This is a genomic window from Cupriavidus phytorum (assembly GCF_003254285.1).
GTDB classification, from domain to species: domain Bacteria; phylum Pseudomonadota; class Gammaproteobacteria; order Burkholderiales; family Burkholderiaceae; genus Cupriavidus; species Cupriavidus phytorum.
This window is the reverse complement of sequence record NZ_QKZN01000001.1, coordinates 471,885-493,275: the sequence shown is the minus strand read 5'-3', so window position 1 is coordinate 493,275 and position 21,391 is coordinate 471,885. Positions and strand designations below refer to the sequence as shown.

The following is a 21,391-nucleotide window of genomic DNA, read 5'->3' as shown; positions in this document are numbered from 1 at the left end:
TGTCAATTGATCGTCCCGTATCGTCAAAATTTCCCGGCCCCAGTGGACCAAACTCCGTGCTCACCGCAGACGGCAACAAAAGCCGCCGGACCGTGCCGCCGGATACCCGGCAGGCGCGCGCACCGATGACATGATCAGGAGCCAACGCATGCAATGCCCCGACAATTTCCCACACCCCGACAACGGTTCCAGGCGCCAGTCGCTTGCCCCGGACCAGCCGGCGACGCTTTCGATCGTGGCCTATTTCGACCTGATCTGCCCCTGGTGCCTGATCGGTAAAAGGCACCTGGAAACCGCCATCGACTGGCTCGGCCGCGAGCGCCCGGACGTCGCCGTGCAGGTGTCGTGGCGTTCCTACCCGCTGATCCCCACGACCCCGCCCGCCGGCCTTCCGTACCGCCAGTTCTACCTGGCGCGGCTGGGCAGCCCGGAGGCCGTGGCGATGCGCCAGGCGCAGGTGCGCGCCGCGGCAAAGGATGCCGGCCTCACGCTGGCGCTGGAGCGCATCGAAACCTTCCCGAGCACGCTGCTGGCCCACCGGCTGGTGCGCCATGCGCGCCAGCAGGCGGGCGCCGGCGTGGCTGGCTTGCTGATCGAAGAACTGTTCCAGCGCTACTTCATTCGCGCCGAGAACATCGGTGACCCGCGCTTGCTGCGGCAGGCCGCGGCGTCGTGCGGGATCGCCTTGCCAGAGCATGCCGACAGCACCGGCGGGCATGACCTGGACTGGCTGCCATCGGTGCACGGCCCGCTCGACCCGCCGGCGCGCGCCGGTCTCGGCGTTCCCTGTTTTGTGTTCAACGGCACGCACAGCGTGTCGGGTGCGCGGCCGCCCGAGGTGCTGCTCCAAGCCATGCACCAGGCGCTGGCACGTGCCAAGCGGCGCGCCACGTTGGCGGCTGGCTGAGGACTAGAGCGCTGGCCGCAAGGCCAAGGCCCGACAAACCCTGCCACCTCTAATACGCGAAGACACCCGGAAAAAACGGCGCACGTCGTTGCCGGACCGCCGCGGCTCATCCCGCGCCGGCCGCAGGCGCCCTGCCCTTGCCGACGTAGTCATCCACCGCGCCGCCGACGGTGGCGTGGAAGTTCTTCTCGCCGATCAGCTCCAGCAGCTCGAAGCGCTTCAGCTTGTCGCGCACCGGATCCTTCATCTCGGCCAGGTGCACGGCGATCCCGCGCGCGTGCAGCGTCCGGATCAGTTCGCGCAGCATGTCGGCCGAGGTCACGTCCACGCTGGTGACAGGCTCGGCGGCCACCACCACGCGGCGCACCGGCGTGGGCGAGTCCTCCACGGCTTCCATGAGCCGCTCCTGGAACAGCTCGGCATTGGCAAAGAACAGCGGCGCATCCCAGCGGAACAGCAGCAGGCCGTCGATGCGTTTCGCATGCGGATAGCGTTGCACGTCATGGTAGCCACGCAGCCCTTCGACACGGCCGAGCACGGCGAAATGCGGGCGCCAGCCATCCCACAGGAACTCGATCACGGCAATCACCACGGCCAGGCAGATGCCCGGTATCGCCCCAAACACCGCCACCGCGGCAAAGCACACCATGGACAGCCAGAACTCCCATTGCTGGATGCGATAGATGCGCCTGAGATCCGCAAACTCGAACAGGCCGAGCGCGGCGGCAATCACCACCGCCGCCAGCGCGCTGCTGGGCAGGTACTGCAGCAGGTTGGGCGCCACCAGCAGCAGCACCGCCACGGCCAGCGCGCCGACCACACCGGTCAGCTGCGTCTTCGCGCCGGCCGCCTCCGCCACCGGCGTGCGCGAGGCGCTGCTGCTGATCGGGAAGCCCTGGAAGAAGCCCGCGGCCAGGTTGGCGGCGCCCAGGCCCACCATCTCCTGGTTCGGGTCGACCCGGCTCTGGTAGCGCGCCGCATAGGTGCGCGACAGCACGCTGGTATCCGCGAACGCAATCAGCGCCACGGCGCAGCCGCCCAGCACGATCTTGACCAGGTCGGCGCCGCTGAGCCATGGCAGCGCCAGTTGCGGCAGGCCCTGCGGGATCGGCCCGAGCACCTTCACGCCGGCCCGGTCCAGGCCGAACACGCTTACCGCGATGGTGGCCAGCACCACCGCGATCAGAATGCCGGGCACCCGCTCGAAGCGCTTGAGGAGCAGGATCAGCACCAGGCTGCCGGCGCCGACGGCAAAGCTATACCAGTTGGCCTGGCCGTCCAGGATGGCCCGGCCCAGCGCCAGGATCTCGCGCAGCGGCCCGCCCTCGTCGATCGAGATCGCGAACAGCTTGGGCAACTGGCTGACCAGCACCGTCAGCGCGATGCCATTCATGTAGCCGTAGCGGATCGGCTTGGACAGCAGCTCGGTGATAAATCCCAGCCGCAGCAGCCCCATCACGATGCAGACCACGCCCGAGACCACCGCCATCATGCTGGCCGCGGCGACCGCGCGCGCGGGATCGCCAGCGGAGACCTGGATCACCACGGCGAGGATCGGCGCCGCCAGCGCCGAATCCGGCCCCAGCACCAGGACCCGGCTGGGACCGAACACGGCATAGACCAGCAATGGCACGACCGTGGCGTACAGCCCGTACACGCCGGGCACGCCCGAGGCCTCGGCATAGGCAATGCCGACCGGCACCAGCATGGTGGTCAGCACCAGGCCGGCCGCCAGGTCGCGCGGCAACCAGGCGGCCTGGTAGGTCCTGAGCATGGTCAGGCCGGGCAGCCAGCGCCACCAGCCGGGCACGCGCGGTGCGCTGCGCTCGCCATGCGGGGTAAGCGGTTCAGTCTGCATGGGGGCTGTCCTGGGTTAAGGCGGGCTACCGCGTGCGCGGACTACAGGCGCTGGATGGGTGTCAGGGCTTGCCGGACCAGGGGACGCTGCAGGTTGCGGCGCGTGCGCCGGCAACAAGGCACTGGCAATCCACGCCTTGGCAGATATCATGGTTGTCGGGCCGGACGATCGGGCAATGGTGCTCGCGGCCCGCGGCACCGCCATGCGGCATTGCCGATCGCAACCGGGGGCTTTCATGCTGATCTCCAGACAATGCCTGGCCGTGGCGCTGCTGGCGCTGGGCTGCACCGCCGCAAGCGCACAGCAGGGCTCGGCGCCGGATGCCGCCGGCGCCATCGCCGAGGCCGTGCAGGGCGGCGCCAGCCCCTACCGCCCACCGGCTGCCGCCAGCGAAGACCCGGACGAGGCCAGGCGGGCCAAATGCGAATCGCTGAAAGCGCAGTACAACGCCACCTCGAAACAGCGCTCCTACCAGTCTTCCGGCCCGGCCACGCAGACAGCCCAGGGACGCACGATCCCCAAGATCGAGCGCGACAAGTCCCGCAAGTCGCTGCAGGAAGCCTACCGCGCCAACTGCACGTAGCCGCGCCGCGGGCTGCGCGCGCGCTGGCGTGGCAAGAGAGGCCGGCTCAGTGCCCCATGCGCGCGTCATAGCTGCGCGAGATGCGCTGCATCAGGCCCGGGTCATCAGGGTCGCCGCCGTCGAACTGGACCCGCACCGTGCCGTCGGCCTGGCGCCGCACGCTTGCCGACACCGGCCGGTTGTTGCGGCTGCCGGCGATGGTGCCGGCCGTTGCGTCCTGCACCCGGATCGCGACGCCCTGGTCGCGCAGGGCGCCGGCCGCGGCCTCGAAGGCGCGGTCGTAGCGCGTGGGCTGCGAGCCGGGGTAGGTGGTTGGCACCACCGCCACCGGCTCGACCGGGTAAGGGTATGCGCACGCCGACAGCCACAGCGCCACGCCAGCCGCGGCCACGACACCCGGCACAGCGCCCGCGCGCCTGATGGCGCGCTTGATGGCGCGCTTGATGGCAGGCTTCATGGCCGCCCTTGTAGCACACGTCATGGCGTCACCCGGCTCCAGCCGGGGCCGGGATCGAACGACCGTATCTTCGCGGCCTGGGCCGCACTGTCGGGCCCGAGGTCGCGCTCGAACAGCTGGCCGTCGTGGCTGACCATAAAGCTCTGCACGCCGGTATCGCCATACTTCACCGGCCAGGCCAGCACCGCGAACCCGCCGAAGAGCTTGCCGTTGACCACATAGTTGTACGCGCCGCCCGGCGCATGCGGGCCCTGCGCGGTCAGCAGCTTGTAGTGGTAGCCATAGTACCCCTGCCCGTCCTTGCCCTTGCCGGCCGTAAGGAAAGCCGCACCCAGCGGGCTGGCTGGCTCGCCGTCGCGAGTCGGGTAGTACAGGCCATCCCGCTTGCCGGCGGTGCTCGCCAGCTGGCCCGCATAGACCAGCACGCCATCGCCGTCGTGGTCGGTCTGGGCATATTCGTTCTGGGCATCGTAGATCGCCAGCATGGTCTGCATCACCGCCAGTTCATTGCGCCCGACACGGCGGATGCGCATCTCCTCGACCCCGGCGCGGGTATCGAACTGCCAGCCTTTGGCGCCTTTTACCAGCGGGACCGGCAGGGTCCAGCCGTCGTTACCGACGGCGATGCGGGCGTGGCTGTCGTCGACCGGCTGGAGCGCGTGCGCGACCTGCCATTGCTCCAGGAAGCGTTGCCGGACTTCCGCGCCCACAGGCGGGATCAGCTGGCGGAAATCATTGCCCAGCAACGCTTTCATGGCAGTGTCGTCCTGGCGGGCAACCGCGTCGCCGAAGGCGTTCATCGCTGCCTCGGCCGATTCGAAGGGCTTCTGCGCGTGCGCCGCCGGCCCGTACGCCATGGCGAGCACGAGGAACAGGCCGGGCAGCCAGCCCAGATGCCGGACCGGATGGCGCAAGGCGCGCGCGAGAGGTGAAGTCATGATCGAGGCTCCCTGCACTTAGCGCCTGCCGCCGCGGCCACCGCCGCCAAAGCCGCCGCCGCGGCCGCCACCACCGCCGCCGCCACGGTGCGCGCCGGCTGACTGCATGCTGGACCGCCCGCGATCGAAGTCGCGCTGCGAAGCAGCGCCACCGCCCACGCCCTGGAAGGCGTTGTCGCGCCCGCCTCCGCCCCCGCCGCCGCGAGAGCGGTCGGCAGCCCCGGCGCGGTCGGAGACGCCGGCGCGGTCGGAGACACCGGCGCGGTCGGACGCGCCGCCCCGGTCGCCACCGCCGGGACGATCCGACAATGTCGCGCGCTCGCCGCCGCCAGTACGGTCGAGCCCGCCCGTGCGATCGCGCTGGCCACGATCGGCGACCTCGCCGCGGCCGCCGGCTCCGCCTTCGCGGCCACGAAAATCATTGCGGCGGTCCGCGCCCGGCACATCGCGCGAGAATTTCTCGCGCGTGGCGTTGTCCCGGTAGGCCACGCCCTGGCGGTGGCTGGCGTCGTGCTGCCAGCGTCCGCCGGACTGCACCTTGGTGCGGTCGAAATTGCGGTCGATATTGGTGGCGCGGTTGACGTTGATATTCACGTCGCCCCCGCCCCAGTTGCAATTGCCGAAGATGGCGCCGGCCGCGGCCAGGCCGACGCCCCAGGCCAGGCCGGTGGCCAGCGCCGCGCCCGGATAGTAGGCGGGATACGGCGGCCAGTAATACGGCGGGTAGGCCGGATAACTCCAGGCGCCGTAGACCACCGTGGGGTTGTAGGCCGGCACGTAGATCACCTGCGGGTCGGCCGGCTCGATGCGCACCACGCTCTGCGTGCCGGTGGCGCTGCTGGTGGCGGGCTCGACGATGACCTTCTGCTGCTCGGTGCTCTTGAGGTTGCCCGATTGCTGCGCCCGAGCGCGCAGGCGCTGCACCGCGGCCAGCACGTCCTTTTCCTGCGCCAGGAAGGCATCGCCCAGCTTCTGGGTCCAGTCGAGCTTGTCGTTCATGGGCTCGAGCGCCTGCGGGAACGCCACCAGGGACTTCACGCTGACATCCCATGGCTGGTCGGCCACCGCCTTGACCGCGGCATCGCCCTTGATGCCGGGATTGGCCTTGAGCCAGCGCGCGGCGTAAACGATCTCCAGCGGATAGGTGGAGGCCATCAGCACCTGCGACAGCACCGAGTCGGGATACAGCGCGATCGGCGCGACCAGCGCCTCGATCTCCTCGGGCTTGAAGGCAGGGGTCTGTCCCTGGCCGCCGGCCGGCGCGCCCTGCGCGCTGGCGCCGGCTGCCACGGCCATCAGCGCCGCCAGCAGCCATGCCCGGCCGGAACCAAGCAGCCGTTTCACCAGAAAGGCCATATTCCCTCCTCGCGACCGGGTGCGGCGCTTGTGCGGCATAGGCGCGCGGCGCATGCCGTTTGCGAATGCGATGGGTGCGGGCTGCCGATGCGCGCCGATTGACGCGCGCGTTCATGCTGAATACGCGATATGAAGGTAGTACGACATTTATGGGATTTCAACCGATTTACGGCCCGCGCCGCCATTACCGGAAATTTGTACATAAAATTGATTCGCGTCAGATTCCGTTGACACCTGGCTTCCATTGCGAAAACGATCCGCCATTCCGCGCCGGATGACCACGCGCGCGGCCAGCATGGCGGAAACAGAAAGTGGCATTGCAAGGCGGAGGAAATACCATGGCCAAAGGCAAGGGCAAGGGCAAGCGCCACGACAAGCACGACATCGACGAGCCGTTGCGCGAGACCGATAGGGACAACAGCGCGGCCGGCGGGACCGAGGCCACTGCCGAGCCCGCCGAGCCAGGCAAGCAGACCGGGCGGCTGTCCGAGAAGCAATACCGCAAGCAGCTGTTCGCGCTGCATGTCGAACTGGTCAAGCTGCAACAGTGGGTGCAGGCGCGCGGCATCAAGGTGTGCATCGTGTTCGAAGGGCGCGATGGTGCCGGCAAGGGTGGCACCATCAAGGCGCTCACGGAGCGCGTCAGCCCGCGCGTGTTCCGCGTGGTCGCGCTGCCCGCGCCTACCGAGCGCGAGAAGACCCAGATGTATGTACAGCGCTATCTGCCCCACCTGCCCGCGGCCGGCGAGATCGTGATCTTCGACCGCAGCTGGTACAACCGCGCCGGCGTCGAGCGCGTGATGGGCTTCTGCACCGAAACCCAGGCCGAGGAATTCCTGCGCGCCGTGCCACTGGTCGAGCGCGCCATCGTGAATTCCGGCATCATCCTGGTCAAGTACTGGCTCGAGGTCAGCCAGGAGGAGCAGACGCGCCGGCTCCAGGCGCGCATCCACGACGGGCGCAAGCTGTGGAAGCTCACCGACATGGACCTGCGCTCGTACAGCCGCTGGTACGACTATTCGCGCGCGCGCGACGCCATGTTTGCCGCCACCGACACCGACTTCGCGCCGTGGCACGTGGCCAATTCCAATGACAAGCGGCGCGCCCGGCTGAACCTCATCACACACTTGCTGGCGCAGATACCGTACGAGCAGATCCCGCGCAAGGCGGTCAAGCTGCCTGCCCGGCAGAAAGCCGGCGGCTACCGCGAGCCGAACTACCCATACCGCTACGTGGAGGAACGTTACTGACCACGCGCGCCCGGGGCTGACCCGGGACCAACGCTAGTCCGGCAGCTTGCGCGACTTCCAGCCGCCCTGCTCCTTGCAATACCACCCGGTCCACGATTCCGACTGCCCGGCGCGGCGGAACTCGCTGCGCACCTGGCGACAGGCGTCGCCGCGATCCGTGCGCGTCTGCAACGGCGTGAACGATCCTTCCACCGCGCGGTGCCGCTGGTCGGCCGGCAAGCTGAACGCAACGCTTGCGCCGTCGGCGGACTGGTCCAGGGTCTTGGCAAAGACGCCCCATGCGGAATTCAACTGGTCCTGGCCCAGCGTGCCGACGATGGTGCCGGACAGATAGTGGTCAAAGTAGCCCCAGGCCGGCCACGCCGACACGGCCGCGGCAAGCCCGGTGGCAGCGGCTATGCGCCGGCAGCGAATGGCCATGGCGCCTCCTTACTCGAAGCGCTCGGCCAGCACCATGGCGTCGACCTTGCGCTGCTTCCAGAAAATATGGTTGATGCGCGGCACCAGCCCGCGCAACGTGCCGGCATCGACTTCGTTGAAATGCAGCGTCACGGCCGGCCGCGAGCCATCGCCCTCCACGCGGGTGATGTCGTCGAATGCCGGCAGTCCGTAGCGCACCAGAAAGTCGCGGATTTCGTCATCGGTGGTCCCCGCGTCGATATTCACCAGCATCATTGAACTCATGGCCTTCTCCTTGGCGTTGCGCAACCGCTGCCGCACCGGTCTGCCCGACGATATGCCGGGACGGATCGGCCGGCGCACATTGATGCGTGAAAAACCAGAGCCGTGCGTACGCATCGTCATCAAATTCCTGGCGCACTGCGTCAATGAATCATAGATTGAACAGGCAGGCAAGCAAGGCACGGCATCGCCGCATGACCCCCTGCCAACGGAGGGGTAACCGCGGCTGCCACGACGTGTTGGCCAACCGGACCGCCGGCACCAGACCGCGCGGGCGGCATGGGCGGGACAAGGCAGGAGCATGCTGATGGGCTTCCTGGGATGGATGCGCCGGCGCAAAACGCAGGGCCCCGCACGCGAATCGCGGGAGATTGCCGAACTGACGGAACGGGTGACGCGCCTCAGTCCGCGCCTGCGGCTGGTGCCGCGCTACCAGCAGCGGATTCGTCCCGCGCTGGAACAGGCACTGGACTATGTGCGAGGACTGGTCCAGGACCTTCCCGCCCCGCGCGACGCCAGCAAGGAAACCTGGGCCAGCGACCCTTATATCCACGCCTTTTTCGGCACGCCCCATGACGTGGAACTCGGATTCAGCCGGTCTCCCGAATTGCGCGAGTTCTTTGCGCAGTCGCCCGAGTCGGCGCAGGCCTATGCGGTGCTCGGCATGGCAATGGCCGAGCGGCGCACGCTGGGTGTGGCGCTGGAAGGCGATGTCATGCGCTCGGACGTGCCCCAGACCGTGATCAGTTTCAGCGACCACAAGGTCAGAATCATTGCCTGCACCGAAGCGGCCCTGCGCGACGAAATCGTGCGGCGGCTGTTCGACCAGTTGGCCCTGGAGAGCCTGGCCCGCGTCGCAGCCGGCAAGTCGCGCCGCAACGTGCTCGAGCGCGAGCAGGCGCTGCTGGTGGCGCGCCTGCGCCTGCTCGCGCGGCAAGGCACCGGCATGCGCGCGATGCTCGGCGGCGATGGCGATGGCGATGGCAGATCCGGCGAGCAAGCCACGCTGCGCGCACAGGTCGCGGAGAACGACCGGGAACTGGCGCAACTCGGCAAGGATGCCGGGGCGCTTGAGCGCCAGCTGGAATGCCTGGCCGAGGTATTAACGAACGCGCGCGACTACCTGTCCATCGAGCCGAGACACCTCCGGCTCAGCGCAATGAACGTGCTGCTGGCACCGGAAAGCACGGCGCCGGCGCAGGAGATCGAGCTGCTTACCGCGCGCGTCCCGGGCGATCCGCCGCTGGTGCGATCCTTTGCGCTGGTGCGCTTCGCCCGTGGCGACATGCTGTCATCCGGCGCCCTGCTCGATGAGGCGGCGCGGCAGCTCTGAAGGCGATCAGATGGCAGCGTTCATGCCCGCGCCTCCAGGCAGTCCCGCACGGCGGAACCGGCCAGCGCCGCCAGCACACGCAACGCTGCTACTTCCGCCGGCGACCATGCGGAGCGATCCGCCAGATAGTTGAAGGTGCCGATCACGCGCGACTGGCAGTACAGCGGCACATTAACCACCGCCGTGCAGCCGAGCGCGCGGATGAGCTGCACGTCATCGAACACCGCCGCGAGCGCGGCATCGCCCTCGCCGACAAAGACTTCGCCGCGCTCGAGCAACTGGCGCCGCCACGGACTGTCGCCCTTCTGCTTGCGTCCGCCGACCGGATAAGCGGATGGGTGGGACGACCACAGCCGTTCGATCTGGGCCGGCCCGGCATGCCAGACGTTAATCGTCAGCAGGCCGGGGCCAAGCGCGTGCAGGGTGGCGCTGCCGATCGCATCGAACGCGGCGCCGGGATCGCGGGCGTGCTGCAGCTGTTCGCACAGCGCATTGGCCGCCGCCACCAGCGAGGCGGTGCGCAGCAGGCTCATGTCATTCCCCCTTGATGCCGAGTTCGCGGATCAGCTTGCCGTAGCGGTCGGCATCGCGCTGCAGGATGGCTCCGAACTGCTGCGGCGTCGAGGTCGCGGTCTCGACGCCGATGGCGTTCATCTTGGACTTGACCTCGGGCAGCGACATCACCGCGTTGATCTCGCGGTTCAGGCGCGCGGCCAGCTCTGCCGGCATGCCTTTGGGACCGAAGGCACCGTACCAGACCGCCAGTTCATAGCCGGGCACGGTTTCGGCCACGGTAGGCACATTGGGCAGCAACGGCGAGCGTTTGCTCTCGGTAACGGCGAGCAGGCGCAGTTTGCCGCCCTTCACGTGCGGCAGCGTCTGGGTGCCCGCCGAGAACAGCAGCTGGGTCTGGCCCGCGACGGTATCGACCACCGCGGGCGCACCGCCCTTGTACGGCACGTGCAGCATCTGCACACCGGCCATCTTCTCGAACAGCACCGCGCTCAGGTGGTTGGTCGAACCCGGTCCGGCGCTGGCGTAGGCCAGCTTGCCCGGATTGGCCTTGGCGTAGGCGATCAGTTCCTTGACATTGTTCGCCGGCACCGACGGGTGCACCACCAGCGTGTTGGTCACGTAGGCCAGCAGCCCCAGCGGCGTGAAATCCTCCACGCCGCGGAACGGCATGTTGGGCATCAGCGCCGGGTTCATCGCGTGCGTGCTCATCGAGCCGACCAGCAGCGTATAGCCATCGGGCCTGGCACGCGCCACCATGGCCGAGCCGATATTGCCGGAGGCGCCGGGCTTGTTGTCGACGATCACCGGCTGGCCGAGCGAGCGGGTCAGGTGTTCGGACAGCACGCGCGCCAGGATATCGGTCGAGCCGCCGGCGGCCCAGGGCACGATCAGCGTGATCGGCTTCTGCGGCCAGCTGTCCGCGGCGCTTGCGGCGCCGCCCAGGCACATCGCCAGCGCGGCCATGCCGCCCAGCAGGGTCTTGGTCATCCATCGCATGGTGTTACTCCTCCGTCTTCGTTGCTGTCTGTCTATTGGGTGGAACCGGTTGGATCGTCAGCGTCCGGCGGCATAGCCCTGCATGCCGCGCGGATTGGCACCGGCGCGCAGCACCAGCCGGCCGCGGGCGTCGAACTGGCGCGAGCAGGCCGACATGCGGCCCTCGGACCATGGCTCGCCCACGCGCACGTCGTGGCCGCGCTCGCGCAGTGCCGCCAGCGTGCTGTCCGGGAAGCGCGATTCGATGCTGATGCGGTTGAGCACGGTCTGGCGCGGCCAGAACGACGCCGGGAAGTGGTCGACATGCCAGGCCGGCGCGTCGATCGCCTCCTGCAGGTTCATGCCATGCACGGCATGGCGCAGGAAGAATGCCAGCGACCACTGGTCCTGCTGGTCGCCGCCGGGGGTGCCGAACACCATGTAGGGTTCGCCGTCGCGCAGCGCCAGCGATGGCGACAGCGTGGTGCAAGGCCGCTTGCCGGGCGCCAGGGTATTGGGCAGGCCGGGTTCCAGCCATGTCATCTGCAGGCGGGTATTGAGCGCGAAGCCGAGCGCCGGGATGGTCGGGCTCGACGACAGCCAGCCGCCCGACGGCGTAGCCGCGACCATGTTGCCGTGGCGGTCGATCACGTCGATATGGCAGGTATCGCCGACAAAGATCTCCTGTTCGGCCCACTCGGCCACCGGCGGCAGTTCGGCAAAGGTGGGCTCGCCCACGCCGAAGCGCACGTCGGCGCGCTGCAGCGTGCGCGTGGCCGCGGCCAGGTCGGGCAGGCGCGGCGCGATGCCGTTGACCGTGCCGGGCTCGAGCGACAGCGCCGCCTGCGCGCCGATGCGCTGCGCGCGCGCGGCCAGGTAGCCATCGTCCAGCAAACCCGCCAGCGGGCACGCGGCGAAACGCGGATCGCCGTACCACGCCAGCCGGTCGGCCATGGCCAGCTTGGCGGCCTCGGCAATGCGGTGCACGAACTCGGGTGAGTCCACCGCGTGCTGTTCCAGGCCGGCATGGCGCAGCATGCCCAGTTGCTGCAGGAACACCGGCCCCTGGCTCCAGATGCCGCACTTGGCCACGGTATAGCGGCCAAAGTCCAGGGTCACGGGCGCCTCGATCTCGGGGGTCCAGCTTGCCATGTCGTCAAGGCGCAGCAGGCCGGCGTGCTTGTCGCCGGTGGTATCGCGCACCGGCGTATGGCGGCAGTAGGCATCGATTTCCTGCGCGACGAAGCCGCGGTACCAGCAGTCCAGCGCCGCATCGATCTGGCCGGTGCGGGTCTCGCTGCGGCGCTGCGCTTCTTCGACGATGCGGGTGTAGGTGGCCGCCAGCACCGGCAGCGTGTGCAGGCTGCCGGGGCGCGGCACCTTGCCGTCGGGCAGCCAGGTCTGCGCAGAGCTGTGCCATTCGTCGCGGAACAGCGCCTGTACCGCCAGGATCGCGCGCGCGATGCGCGGCACCAGCGGAAAGCCGTCGCGCGCATAGCCGATGGCGGGCGCCAGCACCTCGGCGAGGGTCCAGCTGCCATGCTCGCGCAGCATCGTCAGCCATGCGCCGAAGGCACCGGGCACGGCGGCCGGTATCAGGCCGATGCCGGGCACCAGGTCCAGGCCCATGGCGCGTAGCGCGGCGGGATCGGCCAGCGCCGGCGCCGGGCCCTGCCCGCACACCGAGCGCATGGCGCGCTCGCGCTCGCTCCAGTACAGGATCGGCACTTCGCCGCCGGGACCGTTCAGGTGCGGCTCGACCACCTGCAGCACAAAGCCCGCGGCGACCGCGGCATCGAAGGCGTTGCCGCCGCGCTCCAGCACGCCCATGGCGGTCTGCGTGGCCAACCAGTGGGTGGACGCCGCAACGCCAAAGGTGCCGACAATTTCGGGACGGGTGGTGAACATGGGGAATGCTCCTGTGATGCCGGCCAGTATAGGTTTGCGGGATAACCAGCTGTGCCTGTTTGGTTATTGTGGTATTACCATCTGGTAATACCGTCATCGCGCCCGCCCCCGGCGCGGCAAGCCCCCATGTCCGTCGCCCCCGACAAGCTGGTCCACAACCTGGTATCGCGGCTGCGCCTGCGCCACCTGCCGCTGCTGCTCGCGCTGGCGCGGCAGCGCTCGGTGTCGCGCGTGGCGGCCGAGCTCAACCTGTCGCAGCCCGCCGTCACCAAGACCCTGCGCGAGATCGAAGACATCTTCATGGTGCCGCTGTTCACCCGCACCCGGCGCGGACTGGAGCCCACGCCCACCGGCCTGGCGGTGCTGGCGCACGCCCGGCTGACACTGGCCGACGCCGATGCGCTGGGGCGCGAACTGGCGGCGATCGAAGCGGGCCTGTCGGGCCGGCTGCGCCTCGGCGTGATTCCCTACATCAGCCGCGGCGTGCTCGATACGGCCTGCACCTTCGGCCTGGCGCAGACCCCGCGGGTGTCGGTGCTGGTGCGCGAAGGCACCACCGACGAGCTGGTCGGCGCACTGCGCGAGCATGAACTGGACTGCGTCATCGCGCGCACCTTCTTTGCGCCGGGCGCGGACATCGTGCAGCAGCCGCTGTATCGCGAAGAGCCGGCGCTGGTCGTGCCCACCGCGGCTGCCGCGCGGCTGGCGCGCGGCGCGCTCGACTGGCACCGGCTGGCCGAACGCGACTGGATCCTGCCGCCGCCCAACACGCCGATCCGGCGCACCATCAATACCATCTTCGCGGTGGCGGGCGTGGCGCAGCCGACGCCGATGGTCGAAACCTACTCGATCAAGACCATGGCCACGCTGATGCGCAGGCATCCGGCGGCGACGACCATCGTGCCGAGGGCCGTTGCCAGCGAACTGGCCGAGGCCAGGGGCGCGGTGGTGCTGCCGCATGCGCTGAGCTGGGACCTGCCGCCGGTGGGCGTGATGTGGCGGCGCCAGCCGGTGGAGGACGATGTGGTCGCGGCGCTGGTGGCGTGCCTGCGCGCGCTGCCGGCAGACCTCGCGTAGCCTGCGGCACAGGCCCGCACCCGCCCGCGACCAAGCATCAGTTCCGCGTCAGCACCCGCACCGGCCCGCGCCGCTCGAGCACGTCGACGACCACGCGCTCGCCCGAACGCCGGACCGCGACGTCGGCGCTACCGCCGCCGACGCCGAGGTTGCGGAACACCACCTCGTCCAGGAACGGCGGCAGCGACGGGTTCTCGAACGTGATCGCCGGCTCCTGCGTGTCGAAGTCCAGGCCCAGGCAGGCCTGCAGCATCAGCAGCGGCGCGGCCGCGGCCCAGGCCTGCGGCGCGCACGCCACCGGATAGAAGGTCGGTCCCTGGCTGCGCTGGCGCGCGAAGCCGCAGAACAGCTCGGGCAGGCGGCGCAGGTCGATATAGCTCGATGCCGCGAACAGGCCCTCGAAGATGCGGCTGGCTTCCGGGTGGTAGCCGTAGCGCGCCATGCCCGCCGCGATCAGCGCATTGTCGTGCGGCCAGACCGAGCCGTTGTGGTAGCTCATCGGGTTGAAACGCGCCGCGTCCGCGGCGACAGTGCGGATACCCCAGCCGCAGAACGACGTACTCTGCATCAGCGTGCCCACGACCGAGGGCGCGCGCTCCGGCAGCGCGATGCCGGTAAACAGCGTATGGCCCGCGTTGGAGGCGCGGATGCGGCACGGCTGCTTCTTGCCATCCAGCGCCAGCACGTAAGTGCCCAGCACGGGGTCATAGAAGTGCTTGTCGAAGGCGTCGCGCAGCACTTCCGCCCGGGCGGCATAGCGGGCCGCGCCTTCGCTGTCATCCAGCGCCGCGCGGATCTGCGCCGCGGCCTGCCAGGCGCCGTAGGTGTAGGCCTGGACCTCGGCCAGCGCGATCGGGCCGGCGGCGAGCCGTCCGTCTTCGTGGAACACCGAATCGCGGCTGTCTTTCCAGCCCTGGTTGATCAGGCCCTCCGGCGACTGCCGGCCGTATTCGACGAACCCGTCGCCGTCGCGGTCGCCGTATTCGCTGATCCAGTCCAGCGCGGCCTGCAGCCTGGGCCACAGCGCGCGCACGGTGTCGACATCGCCGGTGCGCCGCAGGTAGGCGCCGGCCAGCAGCACGAACAGCGGCGTGGCGTCGACGCTGCCGTAGTAGAGCGCGAACGGCACCTCGCCCAGCCGCGCCATTTCGCCGTGGCGCATCTCGTGCAGGATCTTGCCGGGCTCGGCATCGGCGCCGGGGTCGACGGTCTCGGCCTGCATCGCGGCAAGGTACTGCAGCACGCCGCGCGCGATCTCGGGATCGAGCCATAGCGTCTGCAGCGCGGTGATCAGCGCATCGCGGCCGAATACCGTGCTGAACCACGGGATGCCGGCATACGGATAAGGTCCGTGCACGGTGTTGGTCAGCAGCATGTACAGATCGGAGATGCTGCGCCGCGCGACTTCGTTGAAGAGCTCGTTCGAGGTGGTGATCGACGCCGCGCGCCCGGACGAGCGCCGCAGCTCGCGCCGGGACTGCAGCAGCGCGCCGAGAAAGGACTGGGCCTCGCGCTCTTCATGATCGACCGACTTGCAGCGGATCTCCATGCGCAGCAGCTGCATGCACGAGGGCTTGAGCAGCAGCGTGAAGCTGGCGCGGCTGCCGCTCAGGTCCTGCGGCTTCGGATCGAACGAAAGCCTGGTCTCGCGCCGCGCCTCGTCCAGGCCGGTATAGCTCAGCGTGACCGCGGCGCCGTCGACTTGCGGCGGGTGCAGGGTGCCGCGCCGCAGCCGCTGCGTGCCGCGTACTTCGAACAGGTCGGCAAAGTCCGCATCGAAGGCGATGTCGATGCACACGCGCCGCGGCCGGTCGTCGAAGTTGCGCACGCTCAGGCGTTCATAGCAGGCGCCGTTCCACAGGAAGCGCGACCGGCGCAGGTGGATCAGGTCGTGCTCCAGCCACAGCGCGCCCTCCTGGTCGAACAGGTCCGGATTGGTCAGGTCGCAGGTCAGCGCGGCATTGTCATCGCGCAGCGTCGACGACAGCAGCATCGGGCGCTGCCCTTCGACCGTCAGCCGCAGGAAGGACAAGTGGCGCGTGTCGAAATGGAACAGCCCCTCGGGGCTGCCCGGCGCACCGATCGCATCGCCGTTATGGTCGAACAGCGCGAAGGTGTCGCCATGCTTGAGCGTGCGCGGGCGCCGCTCCTGCAGCGACGCCGCCGCGGGGATATAGAACTGCGCGACGTCGCCGGCGCCGGCGACGGCCACCGAGCGGCTGGGATGTTCCGTGGATTCTGCAGGCATGAGGAGGTCTCTCCAGCAGTGGTCGTGTGCGGTTATGCGAGCGCCAGTCCGTCGGCCTCGCCATGTGCCTGGCCCGCATCGCCGGGTTTCGGCAAGCCCTGGTAGATGCGCACGTAGTCGCGCGCCATCCGCTCCGCGGTAAAGCGCGCTTCGAACGCGGCACGCACGCCGGCGCGCGGCAGCGTGGCCACGCTGGCGACGGCAGCCACCGCCTCGTCGACGCTGTGCACGATATAGCCGCTGATGCCCGGCTCGATCACCTCGGGCACCGAACCGCAATCGAACGCGATCACCGGCGTGCCGCACGCCATGGCCTCGATCATCACCAGGCCGAACGGCTCAGGCCACGCGATCGGGAACAGCAGCGCGCGCGCATTGCCGAGGAACGCCGACTTCGCGGACTCGTCGATTTCACCGATGTATTCGACGTCGGCGTGCGCCGCCACCAGCGGGCGGATCACTTCCTGCCAGTAGGTGCGGTCGACCCGGTCGACCTTGGCCGCCATCTTCAGCGGCAAACCCGCGCGCGCCGCCACCTCGATGGCATGGTCGGGGCGCTTCTCGGGAGAGATGCGGCCGAGGAATGCCAGGTAGTCGCCCGCCGGACTGGCGCAGTAGTCCAGCAGCGTCGCCGGGATGCCGTGGTGCACCGTGCCGACCCAGTTCACCGGCGGCATCGGCGCGCGCTGCGCGTCGGAAACCGACACCAGCGGGAACTGCGGGAAATGCGCATAGAAGGGCTGCAGCTCAGGCAGGTCCAGCCGGCCGTGCAAGGTGGTCAGCGCGCGCACCGGCAGGCGCCGCAGCAGCGGGCATTGCAGCATGTCGATATGGAAATGCAGCACGTCGAAGCGCGTGGCGGCAGCCATCACGCGGTCCAGCATCATCACGTAGTAGGGCAGATGGTCGCCGACGTCCGCATCGAGGCGCAGCGCCATGTCGCAGCACGGCACCAGTTCGGCGCCGGTGACCGAGTCGCCGCTGGCAAACAGCGTGACCTCGTGGCCCTGGCGCACCAGTTCTTCCGTCAGGTACGAAACGATGCGCTCGGTGCCGCCATAAAGGCTGGGCGGGCAGCGTTCGGCGAGTGGTGCAATCTGCGCAATCTTCATCGGCTCTCCCCCCTGGTCATCAGCAAACTGCAGGGTGGATTGCCGCGACAGTGCCTAGGGCTGATGAAGGCACCATAGAAAGCGGCGGGGGCTTTTTCAAGCTGGTCCGGACCATGCAGGCGCGGCATGGAAACCATGTAGCGCAGCGATGATGACGGCCCTGTCCGTCAGGGCTTACCCGGAGGCGCGACGGCTGCTATTTCGCGGTGCGGAATAGCGGGCCGCTTTCCTTGACGGTGCCCGCGGGCCTATGCAAAAGTCGGCGAAAACGAACGATCGTGCGGGAACGCTTTCCCGACACGGCGTCACCGGGCGGCAACGCCGTCCGGCTTGCCGGGCGGCCATCGCGCCGCATCGCACAGGAGACACCGCCATGCAGCATCCGCAGCACCGCATTGCGCACCGCCATTGCCTGGTCCCGCACGTGGACCCGGGGCCCCCGCGCAACGACACACGCACCCTCGCACGCATTCCGGCACGACAGCCCGCCCTGCCGCCGGCCTGACCCACTGCGCCCGAGTTTCAACTGCGCGGCCGCGCCTGGCGCCGCCGCGACGGAACACGCACGGCCATTGCCGGCGCGTGCCTGCTTTCCCGAACCGTAAGAGGTACCCCCGTGGCATTGTTCCTTCAACAGTTCCTGAACGGCCTGACGCTGGGCGGCGTGTACAGCCTGGTGGCACTGGGCCTGACGCTGGTCTACGGCATCCTGCACGTGCCCAATTTCGCGCACGGCGCCTTCTACATGGCCGGCGCCTACGTCTCGTACTACCTGATGACCGCGCTGGGCGTGAACTACTGGCTGGCAATGCTGGGCGCGGCGCTGGTGGTGGCGGTGCTGTCGATGCTGGCCGACCGGCTGGTGTTCCACCCGCTGCGCAACTCGCCCGAGCTGCACGACATGATCGCCGCCATCGGCATCCTGCTGTTCCTGGAAGCGGGCGCGCAGGCGCTGTGGGGCGCTGACTTTCACCGCATGCCCACGCCCTATGGCCAGATCGTCGACGTGTTCGGCCTGACCGCGCCGCTGCAGCGCCTGCTGATCATCGGCGCCGCCTTTGCGCTGATGGTGCTGCTGCACCTGTTCCTGACCCGCACCATGACCGGCGCCACCATCATGGCGATGGCGCAGAACCGTGAAGGCGCGGCGCTGGTCGGCATCGACGCCACGCGCGTCACGCTGCTGGTGTTCGCCATCTCCGGCGCGCTGGCCGCGATCGCCGCCACGCTGTACGCGCCGATCAACCTGGTCTACCCCAGCATGGGCAACCTGGTGATCACCAAGGCCTTCGTCATCATCATCCTCGGCGGCATGGGCAGCATCCCCGGCGCCATCGTCGGCGGGCTGATCATCGGCATGGCCGAGAGCTTCGGCGGCTTCTACGTTTCCACCGACTACAAGGACATCATCGCCTTCGTGCTGCTGGTGGTGATCCTGTCGATCCGGCCGCAGGGCCTGTTTGCCGGCAAGGCAGCCTGAGGAGCAAGACATGAAAGCACTGCAAGGAAAGACCGGCTGGATGCTGTTGCTGGCGCTGGCGATCGCGTTCCCGCTGGTCACGCCCAACAGCTACTACCTGACCGTGATGACGCTGGCCTTCATCTATGCCATCGCCACGCTCGGGCTGAACCTGATCACCGGCTATACCGGTCAGCTGAACCTGGCGCACGGCGGCTTCATGGCCATCGGCGCCTACACGCTGGGGATCCTGACCGTGGACTACCAGGTGCCGTTCTGGCTGGCCTTCGTGCTGGCCGGGGTGCTGTGCATGGTGCTGGGCTATGTGGTCGGGGTGGTGTCGCTGCGCCTGAAGGGCCATTACTTCTCGATCTTCACCATGTGCGTGGGCTACATCATCTACCTGCTGATCGAGAAGTGGGAAAGCCTGACGCACGGCACCGTGGGGCTGATCGGCATCCCGGTGCCGGCGGCGATCGGGCCGCTCGGCTTCGACAGCGTGCAGGCGCAGTATTACCTGGTGCTGGCCTTCCTCGCCGTCGGCGTATTCCTGATGCACCGCATCGTCACCTCGCTGCTGGGACGCAGCTTCATGGCCGTGCGCAACAGCGACGCGCTGGCGGAGGCGCTGGGCATCAACCTGATGCGCACCAAGGTGCTGTCGTTCGTGCTGTCGGTGGGCTACGCCGGCTTTGCGGGTGCGCTGTACGCGGGACAGGTGCGCTTCCTGGGCCCGGACATCGCCCGCACCGACCTGACCTTCGACATGGTGATGTCGATGCTGGTGGGCGGCATCGGCACGCTATTCGGGCCGCTGCTGGGCGCGGTGCTGGTGCCGTGGATCACGCAGTCGCTGCAGTTCATGCAGGACTACCGCATGCTGGTGTTCGGGCCGGTGCTGGTGCTGCTGATCATCTTCGTGCCCGACGGCATCGTCGGCTCTTACCTGAAGAAGCAGGCGCGCAAGGCCGCCGCCGAGCGCCGCGGCAAGCTGGCCCAGCCCGCCGCCGAGAGCCACACCGCCGCTGTACCGACCACCCGCGCCGGAGCCGACCATGCTTGAGATCCGCAACCTGACCAAGAAATTCGGCGGCCTGACCGCCGTGCACGATGTCTCGGTGACCTTCGAGCAGGGCCATATCAACGCCATCATCGGCCCCAATGGCGCCGGCAAGACCACCTTCTTCAACCTGGTCGCGGGCACCCATGCGCCCTCCTCCGGCCAGATCCTGTTCAAGGGCCAGGACGTGGCCGGCCTGCGCGCCGACCAGATCGCGCGGCTGGGCGTGGCCCGCACCTTCCAGGCGACAGCGCTGTTCGACCGCGCCACGGTGCTCGACAACCTGATCGTCGGCCACCGGCTGCGCACCCGTTCCGGGCTGGGCGACGTGCTGTTCAACACCCGCCGCCTGCGCGAGGAAGAGCGGCTGTGCCGCGACAAGGCCGAGGCCGCGCTCGACTTCGTCGGCCTGTCGCACCTGGCGCACGAGGTCGCGGCCGACATCACGCAGGAGGCGCGCAAGCGCGTGGCGTTCGCGCTGGCGCTGGCGACCGACCCCGAGCTGCTGCTGCTCGACGAGCCCGCCGGCGGCGTCAACCCGGAAGAGACCGTCGGCCTGGCCGAACTGATCCGCAAGATGGTGCGCCATGGAAAGACGGTCTGCCTGATCGAACACAAGATGGACATGATCATGCGCCTGGCCGACAAGATCATGGTGCTGAACTACGGCGAGAAGATCGCCGAAGGCACGCCCGCGCAGATCCAGCAGGATCCGCACGTCATCGAGGCCTACCTGGGAGCCGACCATGTTGCAGCTTGAACGCGTCTCGCTGTCGTACGGCAGCTTCCGCGCCCTCGACAACATCACCCTGCATGCCGGCGCTGGCGAGCTGGTGGTGCTGCTCGGCGCCAACGGCGCCGGCAAGAGCTCGATCTTCCTTGCGATGAGCGCGATCCACCGCATCAGCGGCGGCAGCATGCGCTTCGACGGGCGCGAACTGTCCGGCATGAAGCCGTCACAGATCGTGCAGGCGGGGCTGGTACATTGCCCCGAGGGACGCAAGCTGTTCCCGGCGATGAGCGTGGAGAAGAACCTCGTGCTGGGCGCCTACGTGCACCGGCGCGACGGCGCCGGCATCCGGAAGACGCTGGACGAGGTTTATGAACTGTTCCCGATCCTGCGGCAGAAGAAGGACGATGCGGCCGGCTCGCTGTCCGGCGGGCAGCAGCAGATGGTGGCGCTGGGACGCGCGCTGATGAGCCGCCCGCGCGCGCTGCTGCTCGACGAACCGTCGCTGGGCCTCGCGCCGCTGGTGGTCAAGCAGATGTTCGAGATCATCCAGCGCATCAACCGCGCGGGCACCACGGTGCTGCTGGCGGAGCAGAACGCCTATGCGGCGCTGGGGATCGCGCATCGCGCCTATGTGATCGAGAGCGGGAGGATCGTGATGGAGGGGGATCGGGATGCGTTGCTGAAGGATGAAGGGATTCGCAAGGCGTATATCGGGGGGTAGCCGGCAGGCTCGACGCGATGAGCTTGCTGTACCGCAAGCATGCTCCCTCTCCCGCTTGCGGGAGAGGGTTGGGGAGAGGGCCGGGGCGTCAGACGAAGTGCATGCGTTGGCATAACCACGTCCTGCCCTCTCCCCCGCCCCTCTCCCGCAAGCGGGAGAGGGGAGAAAACAAGCGGTCGGCCAGAGATGGCAGATCGAATAGATGCAGTACTTTCAGGA

The 21,391-nt window shown here is 68.7% G+C and carries 21 protein-coding genes; 10 read left to right on the top strand and 11 right to left on the bottom strand.

All coding sequences use genetic code 11. The features are described from left to right. Positions 1 to 148: 148 nt before the first annotated feature. A complete protein-coding gene (locus tag C7416_RS02130; RefSeq protein ID WP_240988319.1) occupies positions 149 to 907 on the top strand; it encodes a DsbA family oxidoreductase in 759 nt (252 codons plus the stop codon). Positions 908 to 1,013: 106 nt separating this feature from the next. On the opposite strand, the gene C7416_RS02125 is transcribed toward C7416_RS02130, so the two are convergent. Beyond that, on the bottom strand, positions 1,014 to 2,765 hold the full coding sequence (locus C7416_RS02125) for a SulP family inorganic anion transporter (RefSeq protein WP_111516897.1): 1,752 nt from the start codon (positions 2,763 to 2,765) through the stop codon (positions 1,014 to 1,016). A gap of 235 nt (positions 2,766 to 3,000) precedes the next feature. Between C7416_RS02125 and C7416_RS02120 the strand changes: the two genes are divergently transcribed. Further along, positions 3,001 to 3,348 (top strand): hypothetical protein, encoded by a 348-nt coding sequence (locus C7416_RS02120; RefSeq protein ID WP_111516896.1) that lies wholly within the window; start codon positions 3,001 to 3,003, stop codon positions 3,346 to 3,348. A gap of 46 nt (positions 3,349 to 3,394) precedes the next feature. Here the strand turns inward: C7416_RS02120 and C7416_RS02115 are convergent, their stop codons facing one another. The 3 genes from C7416_RS02115 to C7416_RS02105 are packed head-to-tail and all read right to left on the bottom strand — an operon-like array spanning position 3,395 to position 6,099. After that, positions 3,395 to 3,805: a hypothetical protein gene (locus C7416_RS02115; protein ID WP_240988320.1), complete on the bottom strand. Its 411-nt coding sequence runs from the start codon at positions 3,803 to 3,805 to the stop codon at positions 3,395 to 3,397. 20 nt (positions 3,806 to 3,825) lie between these two features. Then, on the bottom strand, positions 3,826 to 4,743 hold the full coding sequence (locus tag C7416_RS02110) for a DUF2950 domain-containing protein (protein ID WP_111516895.1): 918 nt from the start codon (positions 4,741 to 4,743) through the stop codon (positions 3,826 to 3,828). Between the two features lie 18 nt (positions 4,744 to 4,761). Then, positions 4,762 to 6,099: a DUF3300 domain-containing protein gene (locus tag C7416_RS02105; RefSeq protein ID WP_111516894.1), complete on the bottom strand. Its 1,338-nt coding sequence runs from the start codon at positions 6,097 to 6,099 to the stop codon at positions 4,762 to 4,764. Positions 6,100 to 6,437: 338 nt separating this feature from the next. On the opposite strand from C7416_RS02105, the gene ppk2 reads away from it, so the two are divergent. Beyond that, entirely contained in the window at positions 6,438 to 7,349 is a 912-nt protein-coding gene (gene ppk2 / locus C7416_RS02100) for a polyphosphate kinase 2 (protein ID WP_111516893.1), read from the top strand. A 33-nt stretch (positions 7,350 to 7,382) separates the two neighbouring features. Here ppk2 and C7416_RS02095 read toward each other — a convergent pair whose 3' ends face one another. Both C7416_RS02095 and C7416_RS02090 read right to left on the bottom strand, forming a co-directional pair. Then, positions 7,383 to 7,769 (bottom strand): hypothetical protein, encoded by a 387-nt coding sequence (locus tag C7416_RS02095; protein ID WP_111516892.1) that lies wholly within the window; start codon positions 7,767 to 7,769, stop codon positions 7,383 to 7,385. A gap of 9 nt (positions 7,770 to 7,778) precedes the next feature. Further along, positions 7,779 to 8,033, bottom strand: a complete 255-nt coding sequence (locus tag C7416_RS02090) for a cytochrome c-type biogenesis protein (protein WP_111516891.1) — start codon at positions 8,031 to 8,033, stop codon at positions 7,779 to 7,781. On the opposite strand from C7416_RS02090, the gene C7416_RS29055 reads away from it, so the two are divergent. Beyond that, positions 8,032 to 8,187 (top strand): hypothetical protein, encoded by a 156-nt coding sequence (locus C7416_RS29055; protein ID WP_181461127.1) that lies wholly within the window; start codon positions 8,032 to 8,034, stop codon positions 8,185 to 8,187. The two genes, C7416_RS02090 and C7416_RS29055, sit on opposite strands and share 2 nt — an antisense overlap. A gap of 144 nt (positions 8,188 to 8,331) precedes the next feature. Beyond that, positions 8,332 to 9,363, top strand: a complete 1,032-nt coding sequence (locus C7416_RS02085) for a hypothetical protein (RefSeq protein WP_240988321.1) — start codon at positions 8,332 to 8,334, stop codon at positions 9,361 to 9,363. 20 nt (positions 9,364 to 9,383) lie between these two features. Here the strand turns inward: C7416_RS02085 and C7416_RS02080 are convergent, their stop codons facing one another. From C7416_RS02080 to C7416_RS02070, 3 genes are all read right to left on the bottom strand, one after another. Next, the gene (locus C7416_RS02080; protein WP_111516890.1) at positions 9,384 to 9,896 is read right to left on the bottom strand and encodes a GAF domain-containing protein; all 513 of its coding nucleotides are present in this window, start codon (positions 9,894 to 9,896) and stop codon (positions 9,384 to 9,386) included. Between the two features lies 1 nt (position 9,897). Then, a complete protein-coding gene (locus C7416_RS02075) occupies positions 9,898 to 10,842 on the bottom strand; it encodes a Bug family tripartite tricarboxylate transporter substrate binding protein (protein WP_373425143.1) in 945 nt (314 codons plus the stop codon). Positions 10,843 to 10,932: 90 nt separating this feature from the next. Beyond that, positions 10,933 to 12,762, bottom strand: coding sequence for a gamma-glutamyltransferase family protein (locus tag C7416_RS02070; protein ID WP_111516888.1), 1,830 nt, complete (start codon positions 12,760 to 12,762; stop codon positions 10,933 to 10,935). Between the two features lie 126 nt (positions 12,763 to 12,888). Here C7416_RS02070 and C7416_RS02065 point away from each other — a divergent pair, with 126 nt between their 5' ends. Beyond that, positions 12,889 to 13,839, top strand: coding sequence for a LysR family transcriptional regulator (locus C7416_RS02065; RefSeq protein WP_111516887.1), 951 nt, complete (start codon positions 12,889 to 12,891; stop codon positions 13,837 to 13,839). Between the two features lie 37 nt (positions 13,840 to 13,876). On the opposite strand, the gene C7416_RS02060 is transcribed toward C7416_RS02065, so the two are convergent. Beyond that, a complete protein-coding gene (locus C7416_RS02060) occupies positions 13,877 to 16,087 on the bottom strand; it encodes an amylo-alpha-1,6-glucosidase (protein WP_111516886.1) in 2,211 nt (736 codons plus the stop codon). Positions 16,088 to 16,119: 32 nt separating this feature from the next. Further along, the gene (locus C7416_RS02055; RefSeq protein WP_111516885.1) at positions 16,120 to 17,199 is read right to left on the bottom strand and encodes a glycosyltransferase family 4 protein; all 1,080 of its coding nucleotides are present in this window, start codon (positions 17,197 to 17,199) and stop codon (positions 16,120 to 16,122) included. A 616-nt stretch (positions 17,200 to 17,815) separates the two neighbouring features. Between C7416_RS02055 and C7416_RS02050 the strand changes: the two genes are divergently transcribed. Genes C7416_RS02050 through C7416_RS02035 form a run of 4 tightly spaced genes read left to right on the top strand, consistent with a single transcriptional unit; the run spans position 17,816 to position 21,172 of the window. Beyond that, positions 17,816 to 18,679, top strand: a complete 864-nt coding sequence (locus tag C7416_RS02050) for a branched-chain amino acid ABC transporter permease (protein WP_111516884.1) — start codon at positions 17,816 to 17,818, stop codon at positions 18,677 to 18,679. Positions 18,680 to 18,689: 10 nt separating this feature from the next. Continuing rightward, complete coding sequence (locus C7416_RS02045; RefSeq protein ID WP_111516883.1) at positions 18,690 to 19,721, top strand: branched-chain amino acid ABC transporter permease; 1,032 nt, start codon at positions 18,690 to 18,692, stop codon at positions 19,719 to 19,721. After that, positions 19,714 to 20,478, top strand: coding sequence for an ABC transporter ATP-binding protein (locus C7416_RS02040; RefSeq protein WP_012356559.1), 765 nt, complete (start codon positions 19,714 to 19,716; stop codon positions 20,476 to 20,478). Before C7416_RS02045 ends, C7416_RS02040 begins: the two co-directional genes overlap by 8 nt. Beyond that, complete coding sequence (locus C7416_RS02035) at positions 20,465 to 21,172, top strand: ABC transporter ATP-binding protein (protein WP_062803471.1); 708 nt, start codon at positions 20,465 to 20,467, stop codon at positions 21,170 to 21,172. Before C7416_RS02040 ends, C7416_RS02035 begins: the two co-directional genes overlap by 14 nt. Positions 21,173 to 21,391: the final 219 nt, after the last annotated feature.

Excerpts from the sequence above, each read along its gene's own strand:
- C7416_RS02130 (WP_240988319.1), top strand. The coding sequence starts at position 149 with ATGCAATGCCCCGACAATTTCCCACACCCCGACAACGGTTCCAGGCGC.
- C7416_RS02125 (WP_111516897.1), bottom strand. The coding sequence starts at position 2,765 with ATGCAGACTGAACCGCTTACCCCGCATGGCGAGCGCAGCGCACCGCGC.
- C7416_RS02120 (WP_111516896.1), top strand. The coding sequence starts at position 3,001 with ATGCTGATCTCCAGACAATGCCTGGCCGTGGCGCTGCTGGCGCTGGGC.
- C7416_RS02115 (WP_240988320.1), bottom strand. The coding sequence starts at position 3,805 with ATGAAGCCTGCCATCAAGCGCGCCATCAAGCGCGCCATCAGGCGCGCG.
- C7416_RS02110 (WP_111516895.1), bottom strand. The coding sequence starts at position 4,743 with ATGACTTCACCTCTCGCGCGCGCCTTGCGCCATCCGGTCCGGCATCTG.
- C7416_RS02105 (WP_111516894.1), bottom strand. The coding sequence starts at position 6,099 with ATGGCCTTTCTGGTGAAACGGCTGCTTGGTTCCGGCCGGGCATGGCTG.
- ppk2 (WP_111516893.1), top strand. The coding sequence starts at position 6,438 with ATGGCCAAAGGCAAGGGCAAGGGCAAGCGCCACGACAAGCACGACATC.
- C7416_RS02095 (WP_111516892.1), bottom strand. The coding sequence starts at position 7,769 with ATGGCCATTCGCTGCCGGCGCATAGCCGCTGCCACCGGGCTTGCCGCG.
- C7416_RS29055 (WP_181461127.1), top strand. The coding sequence starts at position 8,032 with ATGGCCTTCTCCTTGGCGTTGCGCAACCGCTGCCGCACCGGTCTGCCC.
- C7416_RS02090 (WP_111516891.1), bottom strand. The coding sequence starts at position 8,033 with ATGAGTTCAATGATGCTGGTGAATATCGACGCGGGGACCACCGATGAC.
- C7416_RS02085 (WP_240988321.1), top strand. The coding sequence starts at position 8,332 with ATGCTGATGGGCTTCCTGGGATGGATGCGCCGGCGCAAAACGCAGGGC.
- C7416_RS02080 (WP_111516890.1), bottom strand. The coding sequence starts at position 9,896 with ATGAGCCTGCTGCGCACCGCCTCGCTGGTGGCGGCGGCCAATGCGCTG.
- C7416_RS02075 (WP_373425143.1), bottom strand. The coding sequence starts at position 10,842 with ATGGCCGCGCTGGCGATGTGCCTGGGCGGCGCCGCAAGCGCCGCGGAC.
- C7416_RS02070 (WP_111516888.1), bottom strand. The coding sequence starts at position 12,762 with ATGTTCACCACCCGTCCCGAAATTGTCGGCACCTTTGGCGTTGCGGCG.
- C7416_RS02065 (WP_111516887.1), top strand. The coding sequence starts at position 12,889 with ATGTCCGTCGCCCCCGACAAGCTGGTCCACAACCTGGTATCGCGGCTG.
- C7416_RS02060 (WP_111516886.1), bottom strand. The coding sequence starts at position 16,087 with ATGCCTGCAGAATCCACGGAACATCCCAGCCGCTCGGTGGCCGTCGCC.
- C7416_RS02055 (WP_111516885.1), bottom strand. The coding sequence starts at position 17,199 with ATGAAGATTGCGCAGATTGCACCACTCGCCGAACGCTGCCCGCCCAGC.
- C7416_RS02045 (WP_111516883.1), top strand. The coding sequence starts at position 18,690 with ATGAAAGCACTGCAAGGAAAGACCGGCTGGATGCTGTTGCTGGCGCTG.
- C7416_RS02040 (WP_012356559.1), top strand. The coding sequence starts at position 19,714 with ATGCTTGAGATCCGCAACCTGACCAAGAAATTCGGCGGCCTGACCGCC.
- C7416_RS02035 (WP_062803471.1), top strand. The coding sequence starts at position 20,465 with ATGTTGCAGCTTGAACGCGTCTCGCTGTCGTACGGCAGCTTCCGCGCC.